The organism is Carnobacterium maltaromaticum DSM 20342, from assembly GCF_000744945.1.
Taxonomy (GTDB): domain Bacteria; phylum Bacillota; class Bacilli; order Lactobacillales; family Carnobacteriaceae; genus Carnobacterium; species Carnobacterium maltaromaticum.
Map to the genome: position 1 here is coordinate 758,863 of NZ_JQMX01000001.1, position 21,800 is coordinate 780,662.

Here is a 21,800-nt window from a genome sequence, read left to right on the forward strand (position 1 = left end):
TTTTTATATACTCAAATATTGTTCTAATTTAATAGATAAATCAATATTTTAAAACAGACTGGCGTCAGGCCAATTGTTTTGACGCGGAACAAAAACGAGCCACTTTAAAGTGAAGTGCCTCTTTTTGTCTTTTTATCCAGTAACGCTATGATACCACTATTTCCGCTTAATTAAAATGAAAAAAAGCGTAATTCATGGAATTCACAGATTAAATAGCTGCTAAGGTGTTTTTAACCAAAGCTTTAAAGGTACCTTTTACACGTTGAGTCGTCTCAACAACCTCATCATGGTTCAAGCTTTCTTGCATTCCGGCAGCTAAGTTCGTGATACATGAGATACCAATAACTCTCAGCCCTGCATGTGCAGCTACAATCACTTCCGGAACCGTAGACATCCCTACTGCGTCAGCTCCCATTATTCTTGACATTTTGATTTCAGCTGGTGTTTCATACGTAGGACCTGTATAGCCAATATAAACACCCTCTTTTAAATCTAAACTCATTTCCTTGGCAACTTCTCGAACTATTTGTTGGTAAGCAACATCGTAAGCTTGACTCATATCAGTAAATCGTGGTCCCATAGCAGGATCATTGGGTCCCATCAAAGGATTTACGCCCGTATAATTAATATGGTCAGTAATCAGCATTAATTCACCTTGTGCAAAGCTTGTATTGATACCACCAGCGGCATTTGTTACGATTACTGAATGAATGCCAAGCTCTTTCATCACGCGAATTGGAAATGTAACTTCTTCTAAAGTATAGCCTTCATAAAAATGAAAACGACCTTGCATAGCTAAAACTTTTTTCCCACCTAGTTGTCCATAAACAAGCTGGCCTGCATGACCTTCAACTGTTGAAACTGGAAAATGAGGAATTTGATCATATTTAATCTTTTTAGCTTCTCCAACCTCATCACCAAGTTCACCGAGTCCTGAACCTAAAATCAAGCCAATTTCTACATCTTCAATACCTTGTTTTTTGATAAATTCTGCTGCCTCTGTTATTTTTTCTTGTAATTTTGTAGTCATTATTATTCTCCTTTAGTTCAATAACTTAGATTAATTCTTTTAAAAAGCTTGTTCCAAATCCTGTTCCATCCACCTTGAAATTTTCTGCAATTGTTGCTCCAATATCAGCAAAATGGCCTTGAGGAATTTTACCATGTCCACTTAGTTTCGGTGAATAGGCCAACAAAGGAACATATTCTCTTGTATGGTCTGTACCAGGAGCAGTAGGGTCATTGCCATGATCTGCAGTAATTAAGAGCAAATCGTCTGATCGTAATTCTGCTAAAACTTCAGGTAATCGTTGGTCAAATTCTTCAATTGCTTCTGCGTATCCTTTAACATCACGACGATGGCCAAACAAAGCATCAAAATCAACAAGATTTAGAAAGCTCAAACCATTGAAATCTTGAGTCATCACTTTTAATAGTTGATCGACTCCATCCATGTTGCTTGTCGTACGGACAGATTCTGTAATCCCTGATCCATTAAAAATATCATTGATTTTCCCAATTGCAATAACGTCATTTCCTGCTTCAGATAAATCATTTAAAACTGTTTTACCAAAAGGATTAAGCGCATAATCATGTCGATTACTCGTTCTTTTAAATGCACCTGGTGTTCCTAAATAGGGACGAGCAATAATCCGACCAATCATATAAGGATCATCTAACGTAATATCACGGACATATTGACAAATTTTGTATAATTCTTCTAGTGGAATAATCTCTTCATGCGCCGCAATCTGTAAGACAGGATCTGCAGAAGTATAAATGATTAAATCACCAGTTTTCATTTGATGTTCACCAAAGTCTTCTAAAACTTCAGTTCCGCTGTAAGGCAAATTACAAACTATTTTACGTCCTGAAAATGCCTCGATTTTTTCTAAAAGTTCTTGTGGAAATCCGTTTGGAAAAACTCTAAATGGGGTTTGAATGTTTAAACCAGTAATTTCCCAATGTCCGGTCATTGTATCTTTCCCTACCGAGATTTCTTCTAACTTTGTATAATAACCCTGATTATCGATACGTTCTGCAATACCTTTTAGAGGACGAATATTTCCTAAACCTAATTTTTCTAAATTTGGAATCGTCAAGCCAGCCTCTTCAGCAATATGACCCAGAGTATCACTACCTATATCTCCGAAAGCTTCAGCATCAGGGGCTTCCCCGATTCCAACTGAGTCCATTACGATTAAATGAATTCTTTTAAATACCATTTTATTCATCCTCCTACTTATTTATTCATCTAGTTAATTATAGTAAAAAAAAACATGAAATACTAGAAAAACACCTAAATTTTCATCTATTTTAAGCACGCGGATGATAGGTTTTATACACTTCTGTCATCCGTTTTTTAGTGATATGTGTGTAAATTTGAGTCGTCGAAATATCAACATGCCCCAAAAGCTCTTGTACCACTCGCAAATCAGCTCCATTTTCTAATAAATGAGTTGCAAATGAATGCCTTAAAGTATGTGGTGTGACCTCTTTTTCAATTCCTGCTAAGAGAACTAATTTTTTCAAATTTTTCCAAACACCTTGTCTAGTTAAACCGCCACCATGATGATTTAAAAACAAATAAGGCGTTCGCTTACCTGATTTTTCTAATTTTACCCGACTATAACGTAAATATTTTTCAATCCATTCAATGGCTAAATCACCTAACGGAATAATTCGCTCCTTATCTCCTTTTCCAATTGTTTGAATCAATCCTAAAGATAAATGCAAATCGGTTAACCTTAATTCCGTTAATTCAGTTACACGCAACCCCGTCGCATACATCACTTCTAGCATGGCCCGATCTCTCAGTCCTAAGGTAGTATTTGTGTCTGGAGTTTCAATTAACTTTTCAACTTCCTTCATTGATAAAATTTTAGGGAGTGTTTGCGCTTTTTTAGGAGTATCAATGTGTAACATTGGGTCGATTTCACTTAAGCGCTCTTGTTTTAAAAATTGATGGAATTTTCGCAAACTAGAAACCATCCGAATAATCGTACCTGCAGCTTTCTCTTCATCTTTAAGCTGTTGCAAAAAACTCAGCACAAAATAACGATCTAATTCATTCCAACTAGCTATTTGATGCTCGTTTAAATAATCTAAGTAATGAACTAAGTCTCGGCGATAACTTTCAATTGTATTTTTTGAAAGACCACGCTCGATGGTTAAAAAATGAAGATACTCTTTTAAATCATCTTCCATTTTACTCTTCCCTCTTTTCTACAAAATTTACAAAGAAAAGGAGCAGTGAACACTAACTAAAATGATCATTGCTCCTTTTTTATTAGACTATTCCGAGTCTTTTTTTCCTTTTTCCTGACACTCTTTACAAATGCCGTGAAATGTTAACCGATGATCTTTAACAATAAAATGAAAACGGCTTTCTACCACACGCTCGATATCTTCCAATAAATCATCATGAACTTCTTCAATACTCCCACATTCAATACACAGTAGGTGATGATGAAAATGTTTAGCGCCTTCTTTACGAACATCATAACGGGCCAAACCATCATTAAAACTTATTTTATTCACAATATTTAATTCTGTCAAAATCTCTAGCGTTCGATAGACTGTTGCTAGACCGATGTCTGGACTTTTTTCTTTCACTAGCATATAAACTTCTTCAGCACTTAAATGATCTTTTTCTTTTTCCAATAACACTCCAACTGTGGCCTCACGCTGAGGGGTTAATTTAAATCCAGCTGAATGTAATTGATTTTTAATTTTTAGTAATGGAGATTCAGTTGTTTTCAATGTACTAGCCTCGCTTATTGATAATTATTATAAACAGTGGTACCTTATTCTCTTCTTTAGTTTATAGATATTACAATGTAATTGCAATGAGTTTCCCTTGTTATATTAAGTTTTATTAGTAAAATCTTATTTTTCATTCTCATTTAGAGCTTCAACTAAAATAGTTTCTCCATCTTTTTGAACTATTTTACGCTGTTTCATTAAGTTTCCTAATGCACGTTTAAATTGACCTTTACTAATACCAAAACGCTCTTGAATAGCTTCAGGATCACTTTTATCTGTATAAGGGAAACTACCTGTTTGTGTTCTTTCTAAAATAGCTAATAACATACCAGCATCATCATTAATAGCTTCAAAAGCTCGAGGCATTAAAGAAATATTTAATAAGCCATCTGGACGAACACCTATAACGCGTCCTTGAATCACTTCACCTAAACGAGGTTCATCTTTTCTTTCTGAAGGATGAATAAAACCTAAATAAAAGTCTTCCGTAATCAAGTACGTTCCAACTAATTTCAAACGGAATGCTGTCCCAGTTATATTTTTATTTTTTAATTCTTCAATTTTCCCTTTACGAGCAATTGATTGAAATACAGATTCTTCTGCTAAAGTTCCCCACATACGATCTTTTTGGTCAACTTTAATAGCAATCATCAATTGATCACCTTTTTTTGGCCATAGACGCTTTTCTGTTGGCAATTCGTCTAGCGAAACAACCATTTCTTTATCAGGTAAACCGATGTCTACAAAAACACCTAAATCTTTTCTTGTATCCACAACTGTTCCCCAAGCATAATGTCCCACACGGACTTTAGGTATTTCTTGTGTCATCACAAAGTCTTTATTCATAGCAATATAGGCAAATCCTTCAACGGGGTCACCTAATTGATAGTTCATTGTTTCAGTTTTATTTAGGCGGTAAGTAACGCCCTCTTTTTGGATAAAATAAGCTTTCTCATTCTCATCTGTCACAATACCTGTGACGATTTTCCCTAAGGATTCATTCATTTTTTGTTCCTCCGTCTTTTTCGTTCATCTTATTATAGCTTAGAATACGAGCTTTGCCTATAAATTTTCATTTAAGTTAGAAAAACTCTTCTATAGTAGTCTAGTGGAATTACTTACCCAATTGAAATAATTGTAAAATACAATAAGTTAAACCTGCCGCTATCACAGGTCCTGCTGCCAATCCTTCAAGTAAAACAACGCCCATAATCGTTCCAAATACTAACGCAACCGTTACTTCTGGGCTTCCAGCTAACAAACCAACGCCTTTACTTGATAATAAGGAAACACCAATCCCACAAAGAACTGCAATCCATCCAACAGGTGTCTTAAAAGCATTTACCAAGTCTTTAAACCCGATTTGACCTGTTGCAATCGGAATTAGAATAGACACTGTAATCACCGTTACTCCCCAGTTAATCCCTTTTGATTGGATCAGTGTCATCCATTTATCGGTTTGAGGAATTAATTTTAAGATTAAAACAACCACAGTTGCAATAATTAAAGATTGATTTTTAGCAATTAAAGCAATTCCTAATATAACACCTAAAAACAGCCAACTTTCTATCATCATTTATTCGCTCCTTTTCCATCCTCTTTATTTTAACGAAAAACGACCTGAAATAAAAGGGCAATCTAGTATTTAATCGACTACATCAACTTTTCAAGACCATTCAAGCATGTAACCTTTTCCCCAAACTGTTTTGATATATTGGGGTTTCGAGGGAAAAGTTTCAATTTTTTTCTTCAAATTACAGATATGGACATTAATACTATTTTCACCTTCATGATAGTCTTCTTGCCAGATAGAACGATAAATTCGTTCTTTTGTTACGACTTGATTAGGATGTTGCATCAAGTACTTGAGAATCTTAAATTCAGTCGTCGTTAATTCAATTTCGACTGTTTCTTTTTTAACGAGCATTTTTTCTATATTTACAACTAAATCACCTATTCTAGTGTCACTAAATTAATTTTGATTATTAAGAGTGTTGCTAGATTGGTGACCTACAAGATTACAAATTTGTTTAATTAAATCATTTATTTCAAAAGGACTAGTTATGTACGCTTCTTTTTTCACACCTAATAGCCTTAAAACTTTTTCTTGAGATTCTTTATTCGTTATAACTAGAACAGGTACTACATTTTTTTGACCTTTTTTTAGTAGAGCACCTAGTTCTTGTTGAGTAATTGAACAACTGTCAATCAACAGCAAATCTGGAGTTTGTTTCTTAAGCTCTTCATCTACTGTCTCACTACTGTTTGCAAGTCGAATATGATAGCCTGATGCAAATAATTCTTCTGCAATTTTTTGATTTGCTTCTTGCTTGTTTTCAACAATTAACACTGTATAGTTCATATTATCCCTACCTTTAACTTTACATAAACAGCACCTTTTTATTATACCTAAAACACTAGACTGACTTAAGTTAATTCTTCATTATTAAGAAAAACTTTACAAACCATTAAGGTCCTTTGGGTACAAAAAAGTCTTGACCTAAACAAATGTTTAAGGTCAAGACTCGTCTTATTTTTTAATTAAATTGCTGTTGTAGCACCGCGGTAAATAATACCACGACGAGAATCAACAGTAATTAATTCATCGTCTTTAATTAATGAAGTTGAATTTGCAGCTCCAACAATTACTGGAATGCTCATAGCAATTCCCACGACAGCAGCATGACTTGTTAAGCCGCCTTCTTCAACAACGATTGCTGCTGATTTTTCGATTGCTGGCAAGTACTCTTTGTCTGTTGTTGGAACAACTAAAATTCCGCCTTCAATAGCATTTGCATTTGCTTCTTCTGCATTTTTAGCAACGACTGCTTTACCAATGACAGAAGTTCTACCAATACCGTGACCACTTGTTAATTGTGATCCGATTAATTGAATCTTCATTAAGTTTGTTGTACCACGTTCACCAACTGGAACACCAGCAGTAATAATAATTAAATCGCCTTCTTTAGCAAAACCTGTTTCTTGAGAAACACGAGTTGCTAAATTGAACATATCATCAGTTGAAACTGGTTTTTCAGCAACTTGAGGATAAACACCCCATGAAAGTGCTAAACCACGCATTTGACGTTCAGAGAATGTAATCGCAAGGATATGTGATTTAGGACGGTACTTAGAAATCATACGTGCAGTGTGACCAGATTCAGTCGCTGCAACGATTGTTTGAATACCTAAGTTACGAGCTGTGTGTCCCACTGATTGACCAATAGCTTCAGTCATGTCTGTTTTGCTGTATGCTTTCAAAGCAAAAGCATCTTGATTAACTAGAGCTTCTTCAGTACGGATAGCAATGCTATTCATTGTTTGAACGGCTTCAACAGGATAATCCCCAGCAGCTGTTTCACCAGAAAGCATAATTGCATCTGTTCCATCAAAAATTGCGTTTGCAACATCACTTGCTTCTGCGCGAGTTGGACGTGGATTTTTTTGCATAGAATCCAACATTTGAGTTGCCGTAATAACTGGTTTACCTAATTCATTACATTTTCTGATTAAAGATTTTTGAACGATAGGAACATCTTCAGTTGGAATTTCAACTCCAAGATCGCCACGAGCAACCATTAAACCATCAGAAATTTTCAAGATTTCATCGATATTATCGACACCTTCTTGGTTTTCAATCTTAGGAATGATTTGGATGTGTGTTGCATTGTGTTTTTCTAAGATTTCAGTAATTTCTAAAACATCACTAGGACGACGAACGAAACTAGCTGCAATATAATCCACATCATTTTCAATTCCGAAAATAATATCAGCTGCATCTTTCTCAGTAATTCCTGGCAAGTTAATTGAAACATTTGGCACGTTAACGCCTTTTTTATTTTTTAATGTACCTGAGTTTTTAACTACTGTTACGATTTCATTCGCAGCACGATCAATATCAGTTACTTCTAAGTCAATTAGGCCATCATCTAAAAGGATGTGTGAACCTGGATTAACATCATTAATTAATTCTGGATAAGATACAGAGAATCTTGTATTATCGCCTTCAACTTCAGTCATTGAAATACGTTCAACATCTCCAGTAGTAAATTCAACTTTACCGTCTTTCATGTTGTGTGTTCTAATTTCAGGACCTTTAGTATCTAAAAGAATAGCTACCATTTTACCAGTAATTTTTGATGCTTCACGGATGTTTTTAATGCGTGCACCGTGCTCTTCAAAATCACCATGTGAAAAGTTTAAACGACAAACGTTCATTCCAGCTTCGATCAATTTCACCAAAGTTTCTACTGATTCACTTGCTGGACCGATTGTACATACAATTTTCGTTTTTTTCATGTTTTATAATCTCTCCCAAAAATATATTTTTAAGCCATAAATCTCAATTATTTGATTCTTTTTAATAAGAAATCTCTTTATTCAATTGATATAGGGATAAATCAGCTTTATGCTTACCTTTTTCAAGTGTTTCAACAATATCATTTTCAACAATCTTGTTATCGCGAATCCCAACGCATAAACCGCCACGACCTACTTTTAACAAATCAACAGCATGAGCACCGAAGTTACTTGCTAAAACACGATCGCGAGCTGATGGAGAACCACCACGTTGTACGTGACCTAAAACTGTTACACGAGCATGGTAATCGCCGTGTTCAGCTAGCTTCTCAGCAAACTCATTTCCGCCCATAACGCCTTCTGCAACCACAATTAAACTATGTTTTTTACCGCGGTCACGGCCTTTTTGGATTGTTTTTGCAACTTCTGCCATATCAAATTCTTTTTCAGGAATAATAATTTGTTCTGCTCCACCAGCAATACCAGCCCAAAGAGCGATATCCCCAGCATCTCTACCCATTACTTCAATAATAAAAGTCCGAACATGACTAGTAGCCGTATCACGAATTCTATCAATTGATTCTAAAACCGTATTGATTGCTGTATCAAATCCAATACAAAAATCTGTTCCAGGAATATCATTGTCGATTGTTCCAGGTAGACCTACAGCTGGATAGCCATGTTTTGTTAGAGCCATTGCACCGTGGTACGAACCGTCTCCGCCAATAACAACTAATCCTTCAATACCAAATTTTTTCAATTGCTCAATCCCTTTTAATTGGCCTTCCTCAGTGGCAAATTCAGGATAACGAGCTGAGTATAAGAATGTTCCTCCTCGTTGGATCATATCTCCTACATCACTAATTGATAATTTACGGATATCCCCAGCAACTAAACCGGCAAAACCGTAGTTGATTCCGTAAACTTCCATACCTTCGTAAATTCCTTTACGAACAACTGCGCGAACGGCAGCATTCATACCAGGAGCGTCCCCGCCACTTGTTAAAACAGCGATACGTTTCATATACCTCTCACCTCATAGAATTATTATCGTAAAAATAACTTTTTTCTTTCAAAAAAGAATTTTTACGTCTTCCTAAACCTTTTTCTAAGCCGTCGTTGAAACAAATCAAACAATAGCATCGTAAAAAGCTCACATGGCTATTCTAACACTTTTCAGAGCAATTGTCTTTTCAAAATAGCGATTTTGCAAAAAAAGAACGTTATTTGTGCAATATGAACCAGAGATTCAACTTTTAACTCCCTTTTTGAAGCACAACATTGCCTTTTCCGACTAATTCTTCTAATTTGAGAATGAGTTCTTCTGAACCATTTACCCATTCAGATTCATTGAGCACCATTTTTTTATTGGTGGCAACATAATATAGAATAACCGGAATATTCCCATGCTCTTCTTGCAGTAGCTGATTCATTTTTTTTAAAATTTCAGGTGAGTCCAATTCAGATTGAATCCGAATAAAGCACTTATCTTTACTACTCTCACTTCCAAGAACAACCGCATCTAGAATTTGATTGACTAAAATTTGTTTTTCCTCTTGCTGACCTTCTTCAACTTTACCTTCTATATAGATAATTTTATTTTTCTCAATTAAACGTCCAAATTGACGTAATTTTTGCGGAAATAAAGTAATGGAACACTCAGCCGATTGATCATTAACTTGGACAAAAGCCATTTGTTCACCTTTTTTTGTTCTAATTTTACGAACACTTTTTACCAGACCAATAATCCGAGCATTGGTCCCAGCTTGTAAATCTTTGATATAGCCTGCTTGTTTTAAAAACCGAATATTCTCAAAACTTTCAACTGGATGACCAGATAAATAAGCGCCTAATGTTTGCTCTTCCATCTCTAATCGTTCTTCCATACTTAGATCAGCTGTATGAGTTTCATATTTTGGCGCTAAAATATCAAATAAACCAACATTATTTCCACTAAATTTGACACTTGTTAAAATCCCATCTAAAGAAGCAACTAGCACTCCACGGCTGTATCCAAAACAATCAAATGCTCCAGCATAGATAAATGGACGAATAATCTCATCTTTCAGCCATTTTTGATCTATTCTCCGTAAAAAATCAACTAAATCCTTAAATGGTCCATGCTCTTTTCTCGAAGCAATAATCTCTTTGACTAAATCACGACGTAAGCCTTTGATACTAATTAGTCCAAATTGGATTTTACCTTCCTTCAAAGAAAACATATACAAACTTTGATTAATATCTGGTGGTAAAACCGTTATTTTTCGTTTTTTAGCTTCCAATAAATATTCTTTGATTCTTGTTGGATTGTTGATAGCTGAATTCAACAAGGCAGCAAAAAAAGCATGGGGATAATGAGCTTTTAAAAAGGCCAGTTGATACGCAATAAAGGCATAACCAAAGGCATGCGCTCGATTAAATCCATAGTTAGCAAAACGTTCAATGTAAGAATAGACAGTTGTAGCAACTTCAGATGTATACCCTTTTTCTAGTGCACCTTCAACAAAATGTTTACGCTCTTCGTCAATAATATTTTTCTGCTTCTTACTCATAGCACGACGTAAGATATCCGCTTGCCCTAGACTAAAACCACCCATTTTAGAAGCCACTTGCATAACTTGTTCTTGATAAACCATAACCCCGTAAGTAACACCTAAAATTTCTTTCAAGCTATCATGAGGGTATTCAATTGGAACTTGCCCTTTTTTCCGATCGATAAACAAATCAATTTGCTCCATCGGACCTGGTCTATATAAAGCATTAACCGCAGCCACATCTTCAATTGATGTTGGACCAAGCTTCCGTAAAACATTCTTAATACCAGATGACTCGAACTGAAAAACACCAGAAGTGTCCGCTTTTCTAAATATTTCTAAAGCCGCTTGATCATCCATTGGAATTTTATGAATATCTACATCTGTTCCATTTTCACGTTTTACTAGTTGTAAGGCGTTATCTAATATCTGTAAATTACGAAGTCCAAGAAAGTCCATTTTCAATAAACCAATCTCTTCCACATTACCCATGGCATATTGCGTCAAATGAATTCCATTACTGCCGTGTTGCAACGGAATTAACGAAACTAGTGGTTGATCACTGATTACAACCCCAGCCGCATGAGTAGAAACATGACGTGGCAAACCTTCTATGCGTTTAGCTGTATCAAATAAAAGTTTATTTTTTTCATTTTCATTCACTAATTTTTTTAAACTACTTGATGTTTTAAAAGCTTCTTCAAGGGTAATCCCTAGTACCGTAGGAATAGCTTTCGACCAAACATTCGCTTCATTTTGGCTCAAGCCAAAGACACGAGCTACATCTCGTAAAGCCATTTTGGCTGCGAGAGTCCCAAATGTCGCAATTTGTGCCACATGGCCCTGTCCATATTTATTTTTAACATAGATTAACATTTCTTCTCGTCTGTTATCCGGAAAATCTAAATCAATATCCGGCATCGTAAAACGTTCTTCGTTTAAGAAACGTTCAAAAAGCAAATCATACTCAATTGGATCTACATCCGTAATTTCAAGCACGTAAGAAACCAATGAACCTGCAGCTGAACCCCTACCCGCTCCTGTTAAAATCTTCGTTTTATGAGCATAGGCCATTAAGTCCCAAACAATTAAGAAATAATCTGAAAAACCCATCTTCTGAATGACACTTAATTCATAATTTAAACGTTTTTGATAACGCTCATCTGCATTAGGAACACGTTTTTGTAACCCTTTAAAACATTGTTCTGCTAAATAATCTTCTGTTTTAGCATCTGTTGGAACAGGGTATCTCGGAAGCAAATGTTGGTGCAATAAGATTTCTGGTTGAATTCGATTAGCTAATTTTACAGTTTCCTCAACTTCTTTTTCTAAACCAGCTGTTGCGAATCGTTCTCGTATTCCAGACATTTCAGGTAAATAGAAAGGGCCACTGGTAGACTCGATAGCTAAATCAATTTTTTCACCTGCATCAATAGCACGCAGCACCTTTGTACTGAAATCATCATTTGGATCTAAATAGCGTATATCATGTAATGCGACAGTTTTCAAATGCTTTGTTTCAGCTAATGCCTTCAAATTTGACTGAATTGGTTGTAACTTTTGATGGATTTGAACACCTAAATAAAAATTTTCTTTTTTAAATAAGTCCAACCATTTCGTCGTAATATCATCAGCTAGTTGGGGATTTTTATTAAGCAAAGCCTGTTCGATTTCCCCAGTTTCACCGGGTGTAACTGCAATGACATGTGCAGAGTATGGTTTTATATGTTGAAAATCAAGCCGTTCCCCATCAGGTAAAAGCTGTTTTTCAGTAGACAAAGCCATCAAATTTTGATATCCTTCTAAATTTTCAGCTAATAAAACTATCGGATAATTATTCCCACTATCCATTACCCCTGCAATATCTAGTGTTAAACCTAAAATAGGTTTAATGTTATGCTTTAAACAACATTTATAAAAATCCACGACCCCGTATAGTACGTTGTGATCCGTTAAAGCTATTGCACTATACCCTTTATTTTTAGCAGAAATAACCAACTTTTCAATTGAAGTTGTACTTTTTAAAAGACTAAAGGCACTGATTACTTGTAAGTGTACAAAAGTCATACTGTTGGTCACCCCCATCGTTATTTATCTACTACTAGTTAAAACCAATCATCTTTCCTATTATAACCTGTTTTCTGCCTACTTAGCAAACGAACATTCCCCTTTATTTTTTAAAGATTTTAATCATTTTTTTTAAACCTAATTTTTTTAGATGATTCTTATAAATAAATCAGGTTTAGGCTTTACAAAACACTAAAATATGATAAAATATAAGCGAATGAGAAGAGGTGCAAATAATGAAATATGTAGCAACTATATTTTGGGCATTTTGTGTTGGACAAGCAACTTATTATATTGGAAGTGCCCTTGGAAATAGTACGTATGATTTTAAATTAGCAACACTACTTGGTTTAGCTGGCGGCGTACTTTGTATCGCTATCGGAGAATTACTAGCTAGTGATTCAAAAAAAGCTAAAATTGAAACAACAACAGATTAATTAATTGAATGTTCAAAAAGAAAAGTATCGCTTTTTAGCTGGTACTTTTTTTATTTTCATTCTATTTTATTTTTTAAATCTGTTACCGAAAACCTTTTGCTCACAATTGAACAAACGCACATTTTATGCATGCGCTTTTATTCACAAATGTATATTTAGTTAAATACATAAAAAAACCTTGAATCAACTCCGCGTCAATTCAAGGTTTCTCACTAATTTTTTTATACATCTTCACTTAAATCAATATTCTCAAAAACCAAACGGTCACCGAGTAATGTCACAATGACTTTTGTTTTTGGTAGGACGCGACCAGCAATCATTTCTTTTGCTAGCGGCGTTTCAACTTCTTTTGTTAAGAAGCGTTTTAATGGACGAGCTCCATAAATTGGATCATAAGCATTTTCAGCAATCCACGTTTTAGCTTCATCAGAAATCTCTAAGACAATTTCTTGATCCACTAATCTTTCACTTAGTGAAGCTGTCATTTTAACAATAATCCCTTTAACATCTTCTAAACTCAATGGTGTGAACAAAACAGTGTCATCGATTCGATTTAAAAATTCTGGTTTAAATGAACCTTTTAGTAAACTCATAACTTGATCCTCAACAGCTGGATCAACTTGACCATCGGCATCTGTTCCATCTAGTAATAAACTAGAACCAATATTACTTGTCATAATTAAAACAGTGTTTTTAAAATCAACAATTCGGCCTTTAGAATCTGTTAAACGACCATCATCTAAGACTTGCAATAAAATATTGAAGACATCTGGATGAGCTTTTTCAATTTCATCCAAAAGTACAATTGTATATGGACTGCGACGAACTGCTTCTGTCAATTGACCGCCCTCTTCGTAACCAACATATCCTGGAGGCGCACCAACTAGACGAGAAACACTGTGTTTTTCCATATACTCACTCATATCAATTCGAACCATATGCTCTTCGGAGTCAAATAAGTTTTCAGCTAACGCTTTGGCTAATTCTGTCTTCCCTACTCCAGTTGGTCCTAGGAACAAGAATGATCCCAATGGTTTTGATGGATCTTGTAGTCCTGCACGAGCACGAATAACAGCATCCGTTACACTATCAACTGCTTCTTCTTGACCGATTACACGTTTATGCAAGGTTTCGCCTAGTTTCAATAATTTTTCGCGGTCGCCTTCAACCAATTTGCTAACAGGAATACCTGTCATTCGACCGATAACCGTCGCAATTTCATTTTCAGTTACCGCTTCTTGAACAAGACGATTATCGCCTTTAATTTTTTCTTCATTCTCAGCTTCTAAAGCTTCAATTTCTTTTTCTAATTCTGGAATTTGACCATGGCGTAGCACTGCTGCACGTTCCAAGTCATAATTTGATTCTGCTTCTTCTAGTTCACGACGTGCTTGTTCAATTTCAGCCCGTTTATCCCGAATTTTAGAAACCTCTTCTTTTTCAGTTTCCCACTTCATTTTCAATTGATTCGCTTGTTCTCTTAATTCAGAAAGCTCTTCTTGTAATAAATTCAAGCGTTTCTTACTTGCATCGTCGCTTTCTTTTTTCAAAGCAGCTTCTTCAATTTCTAACTGCATTAAACGTCTTGTGACTTGGTCTAGCTCTGTTGGCATTGAATTCATTTCAACACGAATAGTTGCACAGGCTTCATCGATCAAATCAATCGCTTTATCTGGTAAATAGCGGTCTGTAATATAACGGTTCGATAATGTTGCTGCTGCTACTAATGCATTGTCATGAATATTGACACTATGGTGAATTTCAAAGCGCTCTTTCAGTCCACGTAAAATACTAATTGTATCCTCAACAGTTGGTTCATTGACTAAAACTCGTTGGAAACGTCTTTCTAAGGCTTTATCTTTTTCCATATATTGACGATATTCGTCCAAAGTTGTTGCCCCAATACAATGCAATTCACCACGAGCTAGCATTGGTTTTAAAAGATTCCCTGCATCCATGCTACCTTCTGTTTTTCCAGCACCGACAATTGTGTGAATTTCATCAATAAAGAGAATAATTCGACCGTCACTTTTCTTAACTTCCTTCAAGACTGCTTTTAATCGTTCTTCAAATTCACCCCGGAATTTTGCTCCAGCAATCAAAGCACCCATATCTAAAGAAAAGATAGTTTTATCTTTTAGATTTTCAGGAACATCTTTCCGCACAATCCGTTGAGCCAATCCTTCAATAATTGCGGTTTTACCAACACCTGGTTCCCCAATTAAAACAGGATTATTTTTTGTTTTCCGAGACAAAATTCGGATTACATCGCGAATTTCTTCATCACGACCGATGACCGGATCTTGCTTTCCACTTTTAACTGCCTGAATCAAATCAGTACCATATTTTTCTAATGCTTGGTATTGTTCTTCTTGATTTTGTGATGTCACACGATCTCCTCCTCGCATTTTTTCAATTAATTCACGCAAGGTTTTTTCATTTAAACCTTGCTCTTTTAGATATCTAGTTAAGCTATAATTCTTTAATTTCATTAAAGCAAGCACAACTGTTTCTGTTGCCATATATTCATCTTTAAAAGATTCTCTAATTTTATCTGCTTCTAATAATAAATTGTACAAATTTTGGCTCATACCTTGCCCGTATTGAACATTGCCACCTTCAACAGATGGATAGCGATCTAATTCACGATCAACTTCTTGTTCAAATGCGGCGGTATCAATTCCGCTTTCTTGATACAAACCTCGAGCAAAATGATCAGGAGATAAAAATATTTTCCAAAGATGGACAATATCGATATCCTGATTATGGCGTGTCACGGCGATTTGTTGCGCATCACCTAATGCTTGTTGCATCGTTGAAGTTAATTTTTCTAATTCCATAAAAATTCCTCCTATAATAAAAAGTTTGTTGAGCCGTTTAGCTCTGGCAAAAAGATAGGAAAATACACACAAAGTATCTTTTTACTTTGAGGGGATTTTATCTTCTTTTCGAAGAGTTGGCTCATAAGAACTAGCCTTGATAAAAAGTTTGTTGAGCCGATTAGGCCTGGTAAGAAAATAGGGAAATTCGATGTGGCGTTCTTTGCCATCTCGAAATTTCATCTTTTTCTCGAAGGACTGGCTCATAAGAACTAGCCTTGATAAAAAGTTTGTTGAGCCGATTAGGCCTGGTAAGAAAATAGGGAAATTCGATGTGGCGTTCTTTGCCATCTCGAAATTTCATCTTTTTCTCGAAGGACTGGCTCATAAAAACTGGTCAAGACAAAAAGTTTTTTGAATTCTTTTAGGCTCATTTAAGAGCAATTTCCAACATGATTTTTATTTATTTAATTACTTTCTATTAGTATTATATCTAATTGGTCAAAAAAGGTCAAACAAAATCTATTTATTTTTTCGCAAAAAATACCCATTAAATTCACATCAAAGCATCGCTGTGTTTTCAATAGGTATTTTGACCAATCTTTGTTTTTTCTATTCAGAAATTTCATCTCTTACTACTAACACATCACAAGCAGCATGTGTAATAACATAACTTGCTACCGAACCTACTAACACACGCTCAATTGCATTTAAGCCAGTTGCACCGACAATAATTAAATCAATTTTTTCTTTTTCAGGAATTGTTTTAGCAATTAATTTTTTAGGATTGCCAAATTCGATAATAGATTGCACCGAATCAACACCTTGTTCTTTTGCATAAAGCAGTAGAGTATCAAGCTTTTCTTTTGATTCTTTGGTTTCATTTGCAATTAATTGATTCAAATCAATCCCTGCATATCCATAACTGAAAACTGAATCACTATCATTAATCACATGCAAACTAATTAGTGCAGCTTTGTTTCTTTTCGCCACTTGAACGGCTTTTTTAAAGGCTAAATCAGATTCTTTTGATCCGTCAATGGCTACCAATACTCGTTGATATTCTTGAGGCATAGTTCATCATCTCCTTTTCTTTAGTATAATACAACTGAAGCAAAACTTGAACTGATACCCCTTTTAATTTAGGTAGAAAAATACTAAATTTTGAAATAAAATCATCAAGTTTACCATAATTTTATTATGTATTCTTTATAGCTTTTCTTACTAACACAAAAGAGAATGCTAGATTTTATGTAAAAAAATGAAGAAGAAAGACAAAATACCTTTCTTCTTCATTTTCACAGTGGAGAAATTTCTTGACCTTTTTCATCGCCTTTACTGGTTGCTTCTAACCAATTCATGACTAATATTTTGAGAATTGCGGCTACTGGAACCGATAAAAACATTCCCAATACTCCGAAATAAGCCCCACCAACTGTAATCGATAAAATAATTAAAATTGGGTTTAAATTCAGTGCCCCTCCCATAATACGAGGTCCGATGATATTACCGTCAATTTGTTGCAGGATTAGTAACGAAATGATCGTAGCTATTGCTAAGCTTAGTCCGCCAGTGAAAAAGGTAATAATCATCGTCACAATCGAAGCGAAAATGGAGCCGAAATAAGGAATCATATTACAAATACCTAATAATATTCCTAGTGTTACTGCAAATTTCACACCTAATAGGGATAAAATAATTGTTGATAGCACTCCTAAAATACACGCATCAATAAACTGACAAATGATAAATTTATAAAATATTTCATTCGTTCTTTGCACCAATGTTTTACTGCGCTTAAATGTTTTTTCTGATAAAATTTTCTTAGAAACTTGTGCAAAAAAACCAAGTAAAGAATCTTTGAAAATCAACGCATAAATTGAAATAACGAAAGCTAAGAACGTATTTAGTACACCCACAGAAATATTTTTGGCAAAAATTCCTAATGAAGCTAAAGACGCCGTACTTTGCATTAATATTTTTTCAGGCGTGTAACTAGATGTAAATGATTTAAAGAAGTCTTCTAACTTAATTAACTCAATAATGCCTTTATCTTCTAACCCAGTCGCAAACTCTAATAAAGAGCTATAAAAAGCTGGCAACAAATGGATGACATCGATAATATTTTGAATAATTAAAGGCACAAGATAATTCAAAATTAAAAAGATTAAAAAGATACTAAGAGTATATAAAATCAACACACTTATTGCTCGACTGCGCTTTTGTATAAGAGGGACATTAATTTTTTTAACAAGAATTTCTATTTTTTTCTGAGCACCATTTAATAAATAAGCTACTATAAAGCCAAATATAAAAGGTGATAAGACACCTAAAAATCGACCTATTCCATCCATTACAACTTGAAAATTTGTTATGAATATAAAACCAAGTATAACTACAACTACGAATAAAAATCGTACAATCCAATAATTCCAATCAATTTCTATTTTTTTCATAATTTATCGGGTTCCCCACACCACTTTCTTAGTTATTTAAATAATAATAGCTCATTATACCATTTTTAGCTATACGTTGCTATATGAGAGAATCATAAATCCCACCACATTAAGCAAATAAAACTTATAAAAAAGCTAGCTCACTTTTTAGACAAAGTAAGCTAGCTTTTAAAAATTCACTCATTTTTAACGAATCCCCAAAGCAATTCGTGCATATCTTGACATTCTATCGGTTGTCCACGCAGGATACCAAACAAGTTCCACTTTTGTTTCTGAAACTTCTGGTACTTCTTTTAGTGCTTGGATAATGTGCTCTGTAATCACATCTGCCAACGGGCATCCCATAGTTGTTAGAGTCATTTTAATGACACATTGTCCACCATTATATAATTCCACTTCATAGACTAGTCCTAGGTTCACAATATCAATCCCTAATTCTGGATCAATAACTTGTTCCAAAGCAGCTACGATATGTTCTTTAATTGCATTAATTTCATCTTCGGTCCAAACTGTTTCTTTATCAGTCATGTATCATACTACCTCCAGTTAAGTTCTGACATAATCATACCTTTTTTTAGATGAAAAGTAAATCTTTCTTAGCTTCTATTTAGATATGCTCAGCAAAAAAATCGGCCATTTCGACTGAAGTTAAATAGGGAACTTTATGCCCGACTCCTTCTGTTGTCGTAAAACTAACATTCTTAGCAAAATTTTCTTCTTTTATTTTTTGATAAAAATCAAAAGTTGGTTGATAAGGTACCATTGTATCACTTGTACCATGCCAAAAATGAACGGGTCGGCCTGCAATCTTTTCCGGTTGACAACTTAAATCAATGGGTTCTAATTCTTGTAATTTGGTTAAATATTTTTCAGGCACACTCAGTCCTTCTGCCCAAGATGAACTTAGTAACCAATGTGAAAACTGAATGGGTTCAGGACTTCCCATTAAACAAACAGCGGCTTTAATCCATGGATAGCACGTCAATGCTCCACAAGTTGTAATACCTCCCATTGATAGACCCGTTACGCCAAACCGATTAGGGTCCGATAGGCCTGCTTCTACATAATAGTCTCTAATTCCAGGCAACTCTTTTAAATTATGGGTCACAATGTTCCAAAATTCACTATAAGCTTCCTCAACTAATGGCATTTCCATTCGCTCGCCATGTAAGTATGCATCTGGAAGTAATGCTCTCATTCCCCTCTTTGCTAATTCATAGCCATTTACTAAGACACTTTCTTTATAGTTGGTCCAGCCATGATAAAATACTACTGTCGGTAATTGCTCCGTCGCCTTGTCTTGTGACACTACTTCTAATAATGGATTGCCATCAATGACCACTCGTTTAATTGTAATCATTCTTTTTCCTTCTTTCCTAGTGGGTACAAATCCCCTTTTTTTTATGGTACACTATTTGTATAGCCTTAAAAATAGTGTACCATAAAAGGTTGAATTTGTAAGAAAAGAACCACTTGGAGGTATTTATGGAAAAGAAACTTATTGCAATCGATTTAGATGGCACAACTTTAAATAATGAGTCAAAAATTTCGTTAAAAACGAAGGATGTTTTTAAAAAGGTACGTGATGCTGGCCACACAGTTTCCATCGTTACAGGACGCCCCTACCGAATTAGTAAACAGTTTTACCAAGAACTAGGATTAGATTCACCAATTGTCAATTTCAATGGTGCTCTATGTCACATGCCTGCAAATAGAAATTGGGAATCTCAATATCATATGACTTTAGAACGTGATGTCGCTTTAGATATTCTAAGCTTAAAGCAACATATAGATATTCATATGATTTGTGCTGAAGTCAAAGATTCATTTTACGCAGATACTTTTTATGAACCAAATCAACATTTTTTCCCAGAAGGAAAAAATAGTTTTACAGCGTTAACTCCACAAAATTTAAAAGATAATCCAACTTCAGTTTGTTTATTTACAACTGCTGAAAACCAAAAACCGATTACAAATGAGTTAATTGCTCGCTATGGTGATTCCATTGAAGTTCGAACTTGGGGTGGCAACACACCTTGTTTAGAAGTTGTTTCTGCTGGTGTTCAAAAAGCACTTGGTGTTGAGCGAATTGCCGATGTCTACGGCTTTAAACAAAAAGATATTATTGCTTTTGGTGATGAAGATAATGATTATGAAATGATTCAGTATGCTGGTCATGGAGTTGTGATGCAAAATGGGATTGAAGCGTTAAAAAACATTTCAAATGACATTACGCGTCATACAAATGATGAAGATGGGTTGGCACTTTATTTAGAGAATTACTTGAATTTAGCTTAATAAAAAACGAGACAGAAAATTCTGTCTCGTTTTTTATTTATCTATTTTCTTGACTTCTTTTTGTTTCTTCACGATGAGATTTTTGTCTATCACTATCCCAAAATTCACCAATCACGCGGTTTGTTTGCAAAATATTTACAAAAGCAAACGGATCCGTCTCTTTAACAGCTTGTTCTAAATCATATAGTTCATAGCGTGTTACCACGACCATTAAAACCGAGCTATCTGCGCCTGAAAATCCGCCTTTTGCTGGTAAAAGTGTAATCCCACGAATTAACTTTTCTTTAATCGCTGTTGTCATTTCAGCAGAGTGTTGAGTCACAATCATCGCTGTAACCTTTTGATGACTGGTGTGAATCGTATCGACTACTTTTGTTAAGACATAGATAGACAATAGCGTATATAAAGCATATTCCCAGCCATAAGCAAAACCTGCCAATGAAATGACGATGAAATTGATACCAAACATTAAGGTACCAATAGAACGACCTGTCGTTTTAGCTAAAACCATTGAAACAATATCCATTCCACCTGTTGAAAATCCATATTTTAAAGAAAGTCCAACACCAACTCCACTAATAACTCCACCAACAATCGCATTCATAATCGGGTCATTTGTGACCTCTTGAATGGGTAAAATCATTGAAAATATAGACATTAAAGCAACTGTCAAAAAACTAAATAATGTAAAATCACGCCCGACTTTATACCAGCCTAATAAGGCAATCGGGATGTTGAAAAGCATAATTAAAAGTCCTGTACTAATTTCTATATGACTGAAATCGAATAAAAAGGAAGATAATAGCTGTGAAACTCCATTTAACCCAGCTCCATAAACACGAGCAGGAATTAAAAAATTATTTAATGCAATCGCATTAGTAATTGCCGCAAAAAATACAAAAAATATTTTTTTTGCCAATTCTGAATAAAAACTAGGCGTTTTTAATTGTGCCATTTAAGTTCCTCCTATTTATTTTATATCGGTAATGCATCGTCATTTATTTTAAAAATAACCCTCTTGGATTATACGTTATAACAAGCTCTATTACAACATTCCTAGACTAAGTTTAATGCAATTGTAATTGGCAGAATAGTCTCATAAAACAAACTATTTCTAAAGTAGCT

Annotated in this window: 19 protein-coding genes; 2 read left to right on the plus strand and 17 right to left on the minus strand. The window is 34.8% G+C overall.

Annotated features, from left to right (window positions below):
* Positions 1-208: 208 nt before the first annotated feature.
* From BR77_RS03570 to dnaE, 11 genes are all read right to left on the minus strand, one after another.
* Positions 209-1,030, minus strand: a complete 822-nt coding sequence (locus BR77_RS03570; RefSeq protein ID WP_015076245.1) for a purine-nucleoside phosphorylase — start codon at positions 1,028-1,030, stop codon at positions 209-211.
* 25 nt (positions 1,031-1,055) lie between these two features.
* Complete coding sequence (gene deoB / locus BR77_RS03575; RefSeq protein ID WP_015076244.1) at positions 1,056-2,225, minus strand: phosphopentomutase; 1,170 nt, start codon at positions 2,223-2,225, stop codon at positions 1,056-1,058.
* 91 nt (positions 2,226-2,316) lie between these two features.
* The gene (xerD, locus tag BR77_RS03580) at positions 2,317-3,207 is read right to left on the minus strand and encodes a site-specific tyrosine recombinase XerD (RefSeq protein WP_015076243.1); all 891 of its coding nucleotides are present in this window, start codon (positions 3,205-3,207) and stop codon (positions 2,317-2,319) included.
* Between the two features lie 87 nt (positions 3,208-3,294).
* The gene (fur, locus tag BR77_RS03585; protein WP_010050103.1) at positions 3,295-3,762 is read right to left on the minus strand and encodes a ferric iron uptake transcriptional regulator; all 468 of its coding nucleotides are present in this window, start codon (positions 3,760-3,762) and stop codon (positions 3,295-3,297) included.
* 126 nt (positions 3,763-3,888) lie between these two features.
* Complete coding sequence (locus BR77_RS03590; RefSeq protein WP_015076241.1) at positions 3,889-4,770, minus strand: CvfB family protein; 882 nt, start codon at positions 4,768-4,770, stop codon at positions 3,889-3,891.
* Between the two features lie 109 nt (positions 4,771-4,879).
* Complete coding sequence (locus BR77_RS03595) at positions 4,880-5,335, minus strand: DUF441 domain-containing protein (protein WP_029450926.1); 456 nt, start codon at positions 5,333-5,335, stop codon at positions 4,880-4,882.
* A 96-nt stretch (positions 5,336-5,431) separates the two neighbouring features.
* Positions 5,432-5,692 (minus strand): winged helix-turn-helix domain-containing protein, encoded by a 261-nt coding sequence (locus BR77_RS03600; protein WP_015076239.1) that lies wholly within the window; start codon positions 5,690-5,692, stop codon positions 5,432-5,434.
* 45 nt (positions 5,693-5,737) lie between these two features.
* On the minus strand, positions 5,738-6,127 hold the full coding sequence (locus BR77_RS03605) for a response regulator (RefSeq protein ID WP_015076238.1): 390 nt from the start codon (positions 6,125-6,127) through the stop codon (positions 5,738-5,740).
* A gap of 179 nt (positions 6,128-6,306) precedes the next feature.
* The gene (pyk, locus tag BR77_RS03610) at positions 6,307-8,064 is read right to left on the minus strand and encodes a pyruvate kinase (protein ID WP_015076237.1); all 1,758 of its coding nucleotides are present in this window, start codon (positions 8,062-8,064) and stop codon (positions 6,307-6,309) included.
* A 61-nt stretch (positions 8,065-8,125) separates the two neighbouring features.
* Positions 8,126-9,088, minus strand: a complete 963-nt coding sequence (gene pfkA, locus BR77_RS03615; RefSeq protein ID WP_010050095.1) for a 6-phosphofructokinase — start codon at positions 9,086-9,088, stop codon at positions 8,126-8,128.
* Between the two features lie 232 nt (positions 9,089-9,320).
* Positions 9,321-12,665, minus strand: a complete 3,345-nt coding sequence (dnaE, locus tag BR77_RS03620) for a DNA polymerase III subunit alpha (protein WP_035063957.1) — start codon at positions 12,663-12,665, stop codon at positions 9,321-9,323.
* Between the two features lie 236 nt (positions 12,666-12,901).
* Here dnaE and BR77_RS03625 point away from each other — a divergent pair, with 236 nt between their 5' ends.
* Positions 12,902-13,102, plus strand: coding sequence for a YjzD family protein (locus BR77_RS03625; protein ID WP_010050092.1), 201 nt, complete (start codon positions 12,902-12,904; stop codon positions 13,100-13,102).
* A gap of 221 nt (positions 13,103-13,323) precedes the next feature.
* Here BR77_RS03625 and clpB read toward each other — a convergent pair whose 3' ends face one another.
* The 5 genes from clpB to BR77_RS03655 form a co-directional block, all read right to left on the minus strand.
* Positions 13,324-15,942 carry an ATP-dependent chaperone ClpB gene (clpB, locus tag BR77_RS03630; RefSeq protein WP_015076233.1) on the minus strand — a complete coding sequence of 873 codons (2,619 nt, stop codon included), beginning with the start codon at positions 15,940-15,942 and terminating at the stop codon, positions 13,324-13,326.
* 591 nt (positions 15,943-16,533) lie between these two features.
* On the minus strand, positions 16,534-16,995 hold the full coding sequence (locus BR77_RS03640; RefSeq protein WP_015076230.1) for a universal stress protein: 462 nt from the start codon (positions 16,993-16,995) through the stop codon (positions 16,534-16,536).
* Between the two features lie 224 nt (positions 16,996-17,219).
* Positions 17,220-18,377, minus strand: coding sequence for an AI-2E family transporter (locus BR77_RS03645; protein ID WP_015076229.1), 1,158 nt, complete (start codon positions 18,375-18,377; stop codon positions 17,220-17,222).
* Between the two features lie 186 nt (positions 18,378-18,563).
* Positions 18,564-18,905, minus strand: a complete 342-nt coding sequence (locus tag BR77_RS03650) for a metal-sulfur cluster assembly factor (RefSeq protein ID WP_010049757.1) — start codon at positions 18,903-18,905, stop codon at positions 18,564-18,566.
* Between the two features lie 79 nt (positions 18,906-18,984).
* On the minus strand, positions 18,985-19,737 hold the full coding sequence (locus BR77_RS03655; protein ID WP_035063963.1) for a prolyl oligopeptidase family serine peptidase: 753 nt from the start codon (positions 19,735-19,737) through the stop codon (positions 18,985-18,987).
* 125 nt (positions 19,738-19,862) lie between these two features.
* Between BR77_RS03655 and BR77_RS03660 the strand changes: the two genes are divergently transcribed.
* Positions 19,863-20,675, plus strand: a complete 813-nt coding sequence (locus BR77_RS03660) for a Cof-type HAD-IIB family hydrolase (RefSeq protein ID WP_015076227.1) — start codon at positions 19,863-19,865, stop codon at positions 20,673-20,675.
* A gap of 37 nt (positions 20,676-20,712) precedes the next feature.
* Here the strand turns inward: BR77_RS03660 and BR77_RS03665 are convergent, their stop codons facing one another.
* The gene (locus BR77_RS03665) at positions 20,713-21,630 is read right to left on the minus strand and encodes a YitT family protein (RefSeq protein WP_010049671.1); all 918 of its coding nucleotides are present in this window, start codon (positions 21,628-21,630) and stop codon (positions 20,713-20,715) included.
* Positions 21,631-21,800 lie beyond the last annotated feature (170 nt).

What these genes read in the sequence shown, in the direction of transcription:
- BR77_RS03655 (WP_035063963.1), bottom strand. Translation starts at nt 19,737, where the DNA reads ATGATTACAATTAAACGAGTGGTCATTGATGGCAATCCATTATTAGAA.
- BR77_RS03640 (WP_015076230.1), bottom strand. Translation starts at nt 16,995, where the DNA reads ATGCCTCAAGAATATCAACGAGTATTGGTAGCCATTGACGGATCAAAA.
- BR77_RS03590 (WP_015076241.1), bottom strand. Translation starts at nt 4,770, where the DNA reads ATGAATGAATCCTTAGGGAAAATCGTCACAGGTATTGTGACAGATGAG.
- BR77_RS03570 (WP_015076245.1), bottom strand. Translation starts at nt 1,030, where the DNA reads ATGACTACAAAATTACAAGAAAAAATAACAGAGGCAGCAGAATTTATC.
- BR77_RS03625 (WP_010050092.1), top strand. Translation starts at nt 12,902, where the DNA reads ATGAAATATGTAGCAACTATATTTTGGGCATTTTGTGTTGGACAAGCA.
- deoB (WP_015076244.1), bottom strand. Translation starts at nt 2,225, where the DNA reads ATGGTATTTAAAAGAATTCATTTAATCGTAATGGACTCAGTTGGAATC.
- BR77_RS03600 (WP_015076239.1), bottom strand. Translation starts at nt 5,692, where the DNA reads ATGCTCGTTAAAAAAGAAACAGTCGAAATTGAATTAACGACGACTGAA.
- xerD (WP_015076243.1), bottom strand. Translation starts at nt 3,207, where the DNA reads ATGGAAGATGATTTAAAAGAGTATCTTCATTTTTTAACCATCGAGCGT.
- clpB (WP_015076233.1), bottom strand. Translation starts at nt 15,942, where the DNA reads ATGGAATTAGAAAAATTAACTTCAACGATGCAACAAGCATTAGGTGAT.
- pyk (WP_015076237.1), bottom strand. Translation starts at nt 8,064, where the DNA reads ATGAAAAAAACGAAAATTGTATGTACAATCGGTCCAGCAAGTGAATCA.
- BR77_RS03645 (WP_015076229.1), bottom strand. Translation starts at nt 18,377, where the DNA reads ATGAAAAAAATAGAAATTGATTGGAATTATTGGATTGTACGATTTTTA.
- BR77_RS03650 (WP_010049757.1), bottom strand. Translation starts at nt 18,905, where the DNA reads ATGACTGATAAAGAAACAGTTTGGACCGAAGATGAAATTAATGCAATT.
- BR77_RS03605 (WP_015076238.1), bottom strand. Translation starts at nt 6,127, where the DNA reads ATGAACTATACAGTGTTAATTGTTGAAAACAAGCAAGAAGCAAATCAA.
- pfkA (WP_010050095.1), bottom strand. Translation starts at nt 9,088, where the DNA reads ATGAAACGTATCGCTGTTTTAACAAGTGGCGGGGACGCTCCTGGTATG.
- dnaE (WP_035063957.1), bottom strand. Translation starts at nt 12,665, where the DNA reads ATGACTTTTGTACACTTACAAGTAATCAGTGCCTTTAGTCTTTTAAAA.
- BR77_RS03665 (WP_010049671.1), bottom strand. Translation starts at nt 21,630, where the DNA reads ATGGCACAATTAAAAACGCCTAGTTTTTATTCAGAATTGGCAAAAAAA.
- BR77_RS03660 (WP_015076227.1), top strand. Translation starts at nt 19,863, where the DNA reads ATGGAAAAGAAACTTATTGCAATCGATTTAGATGGCACAACTTTAAAT.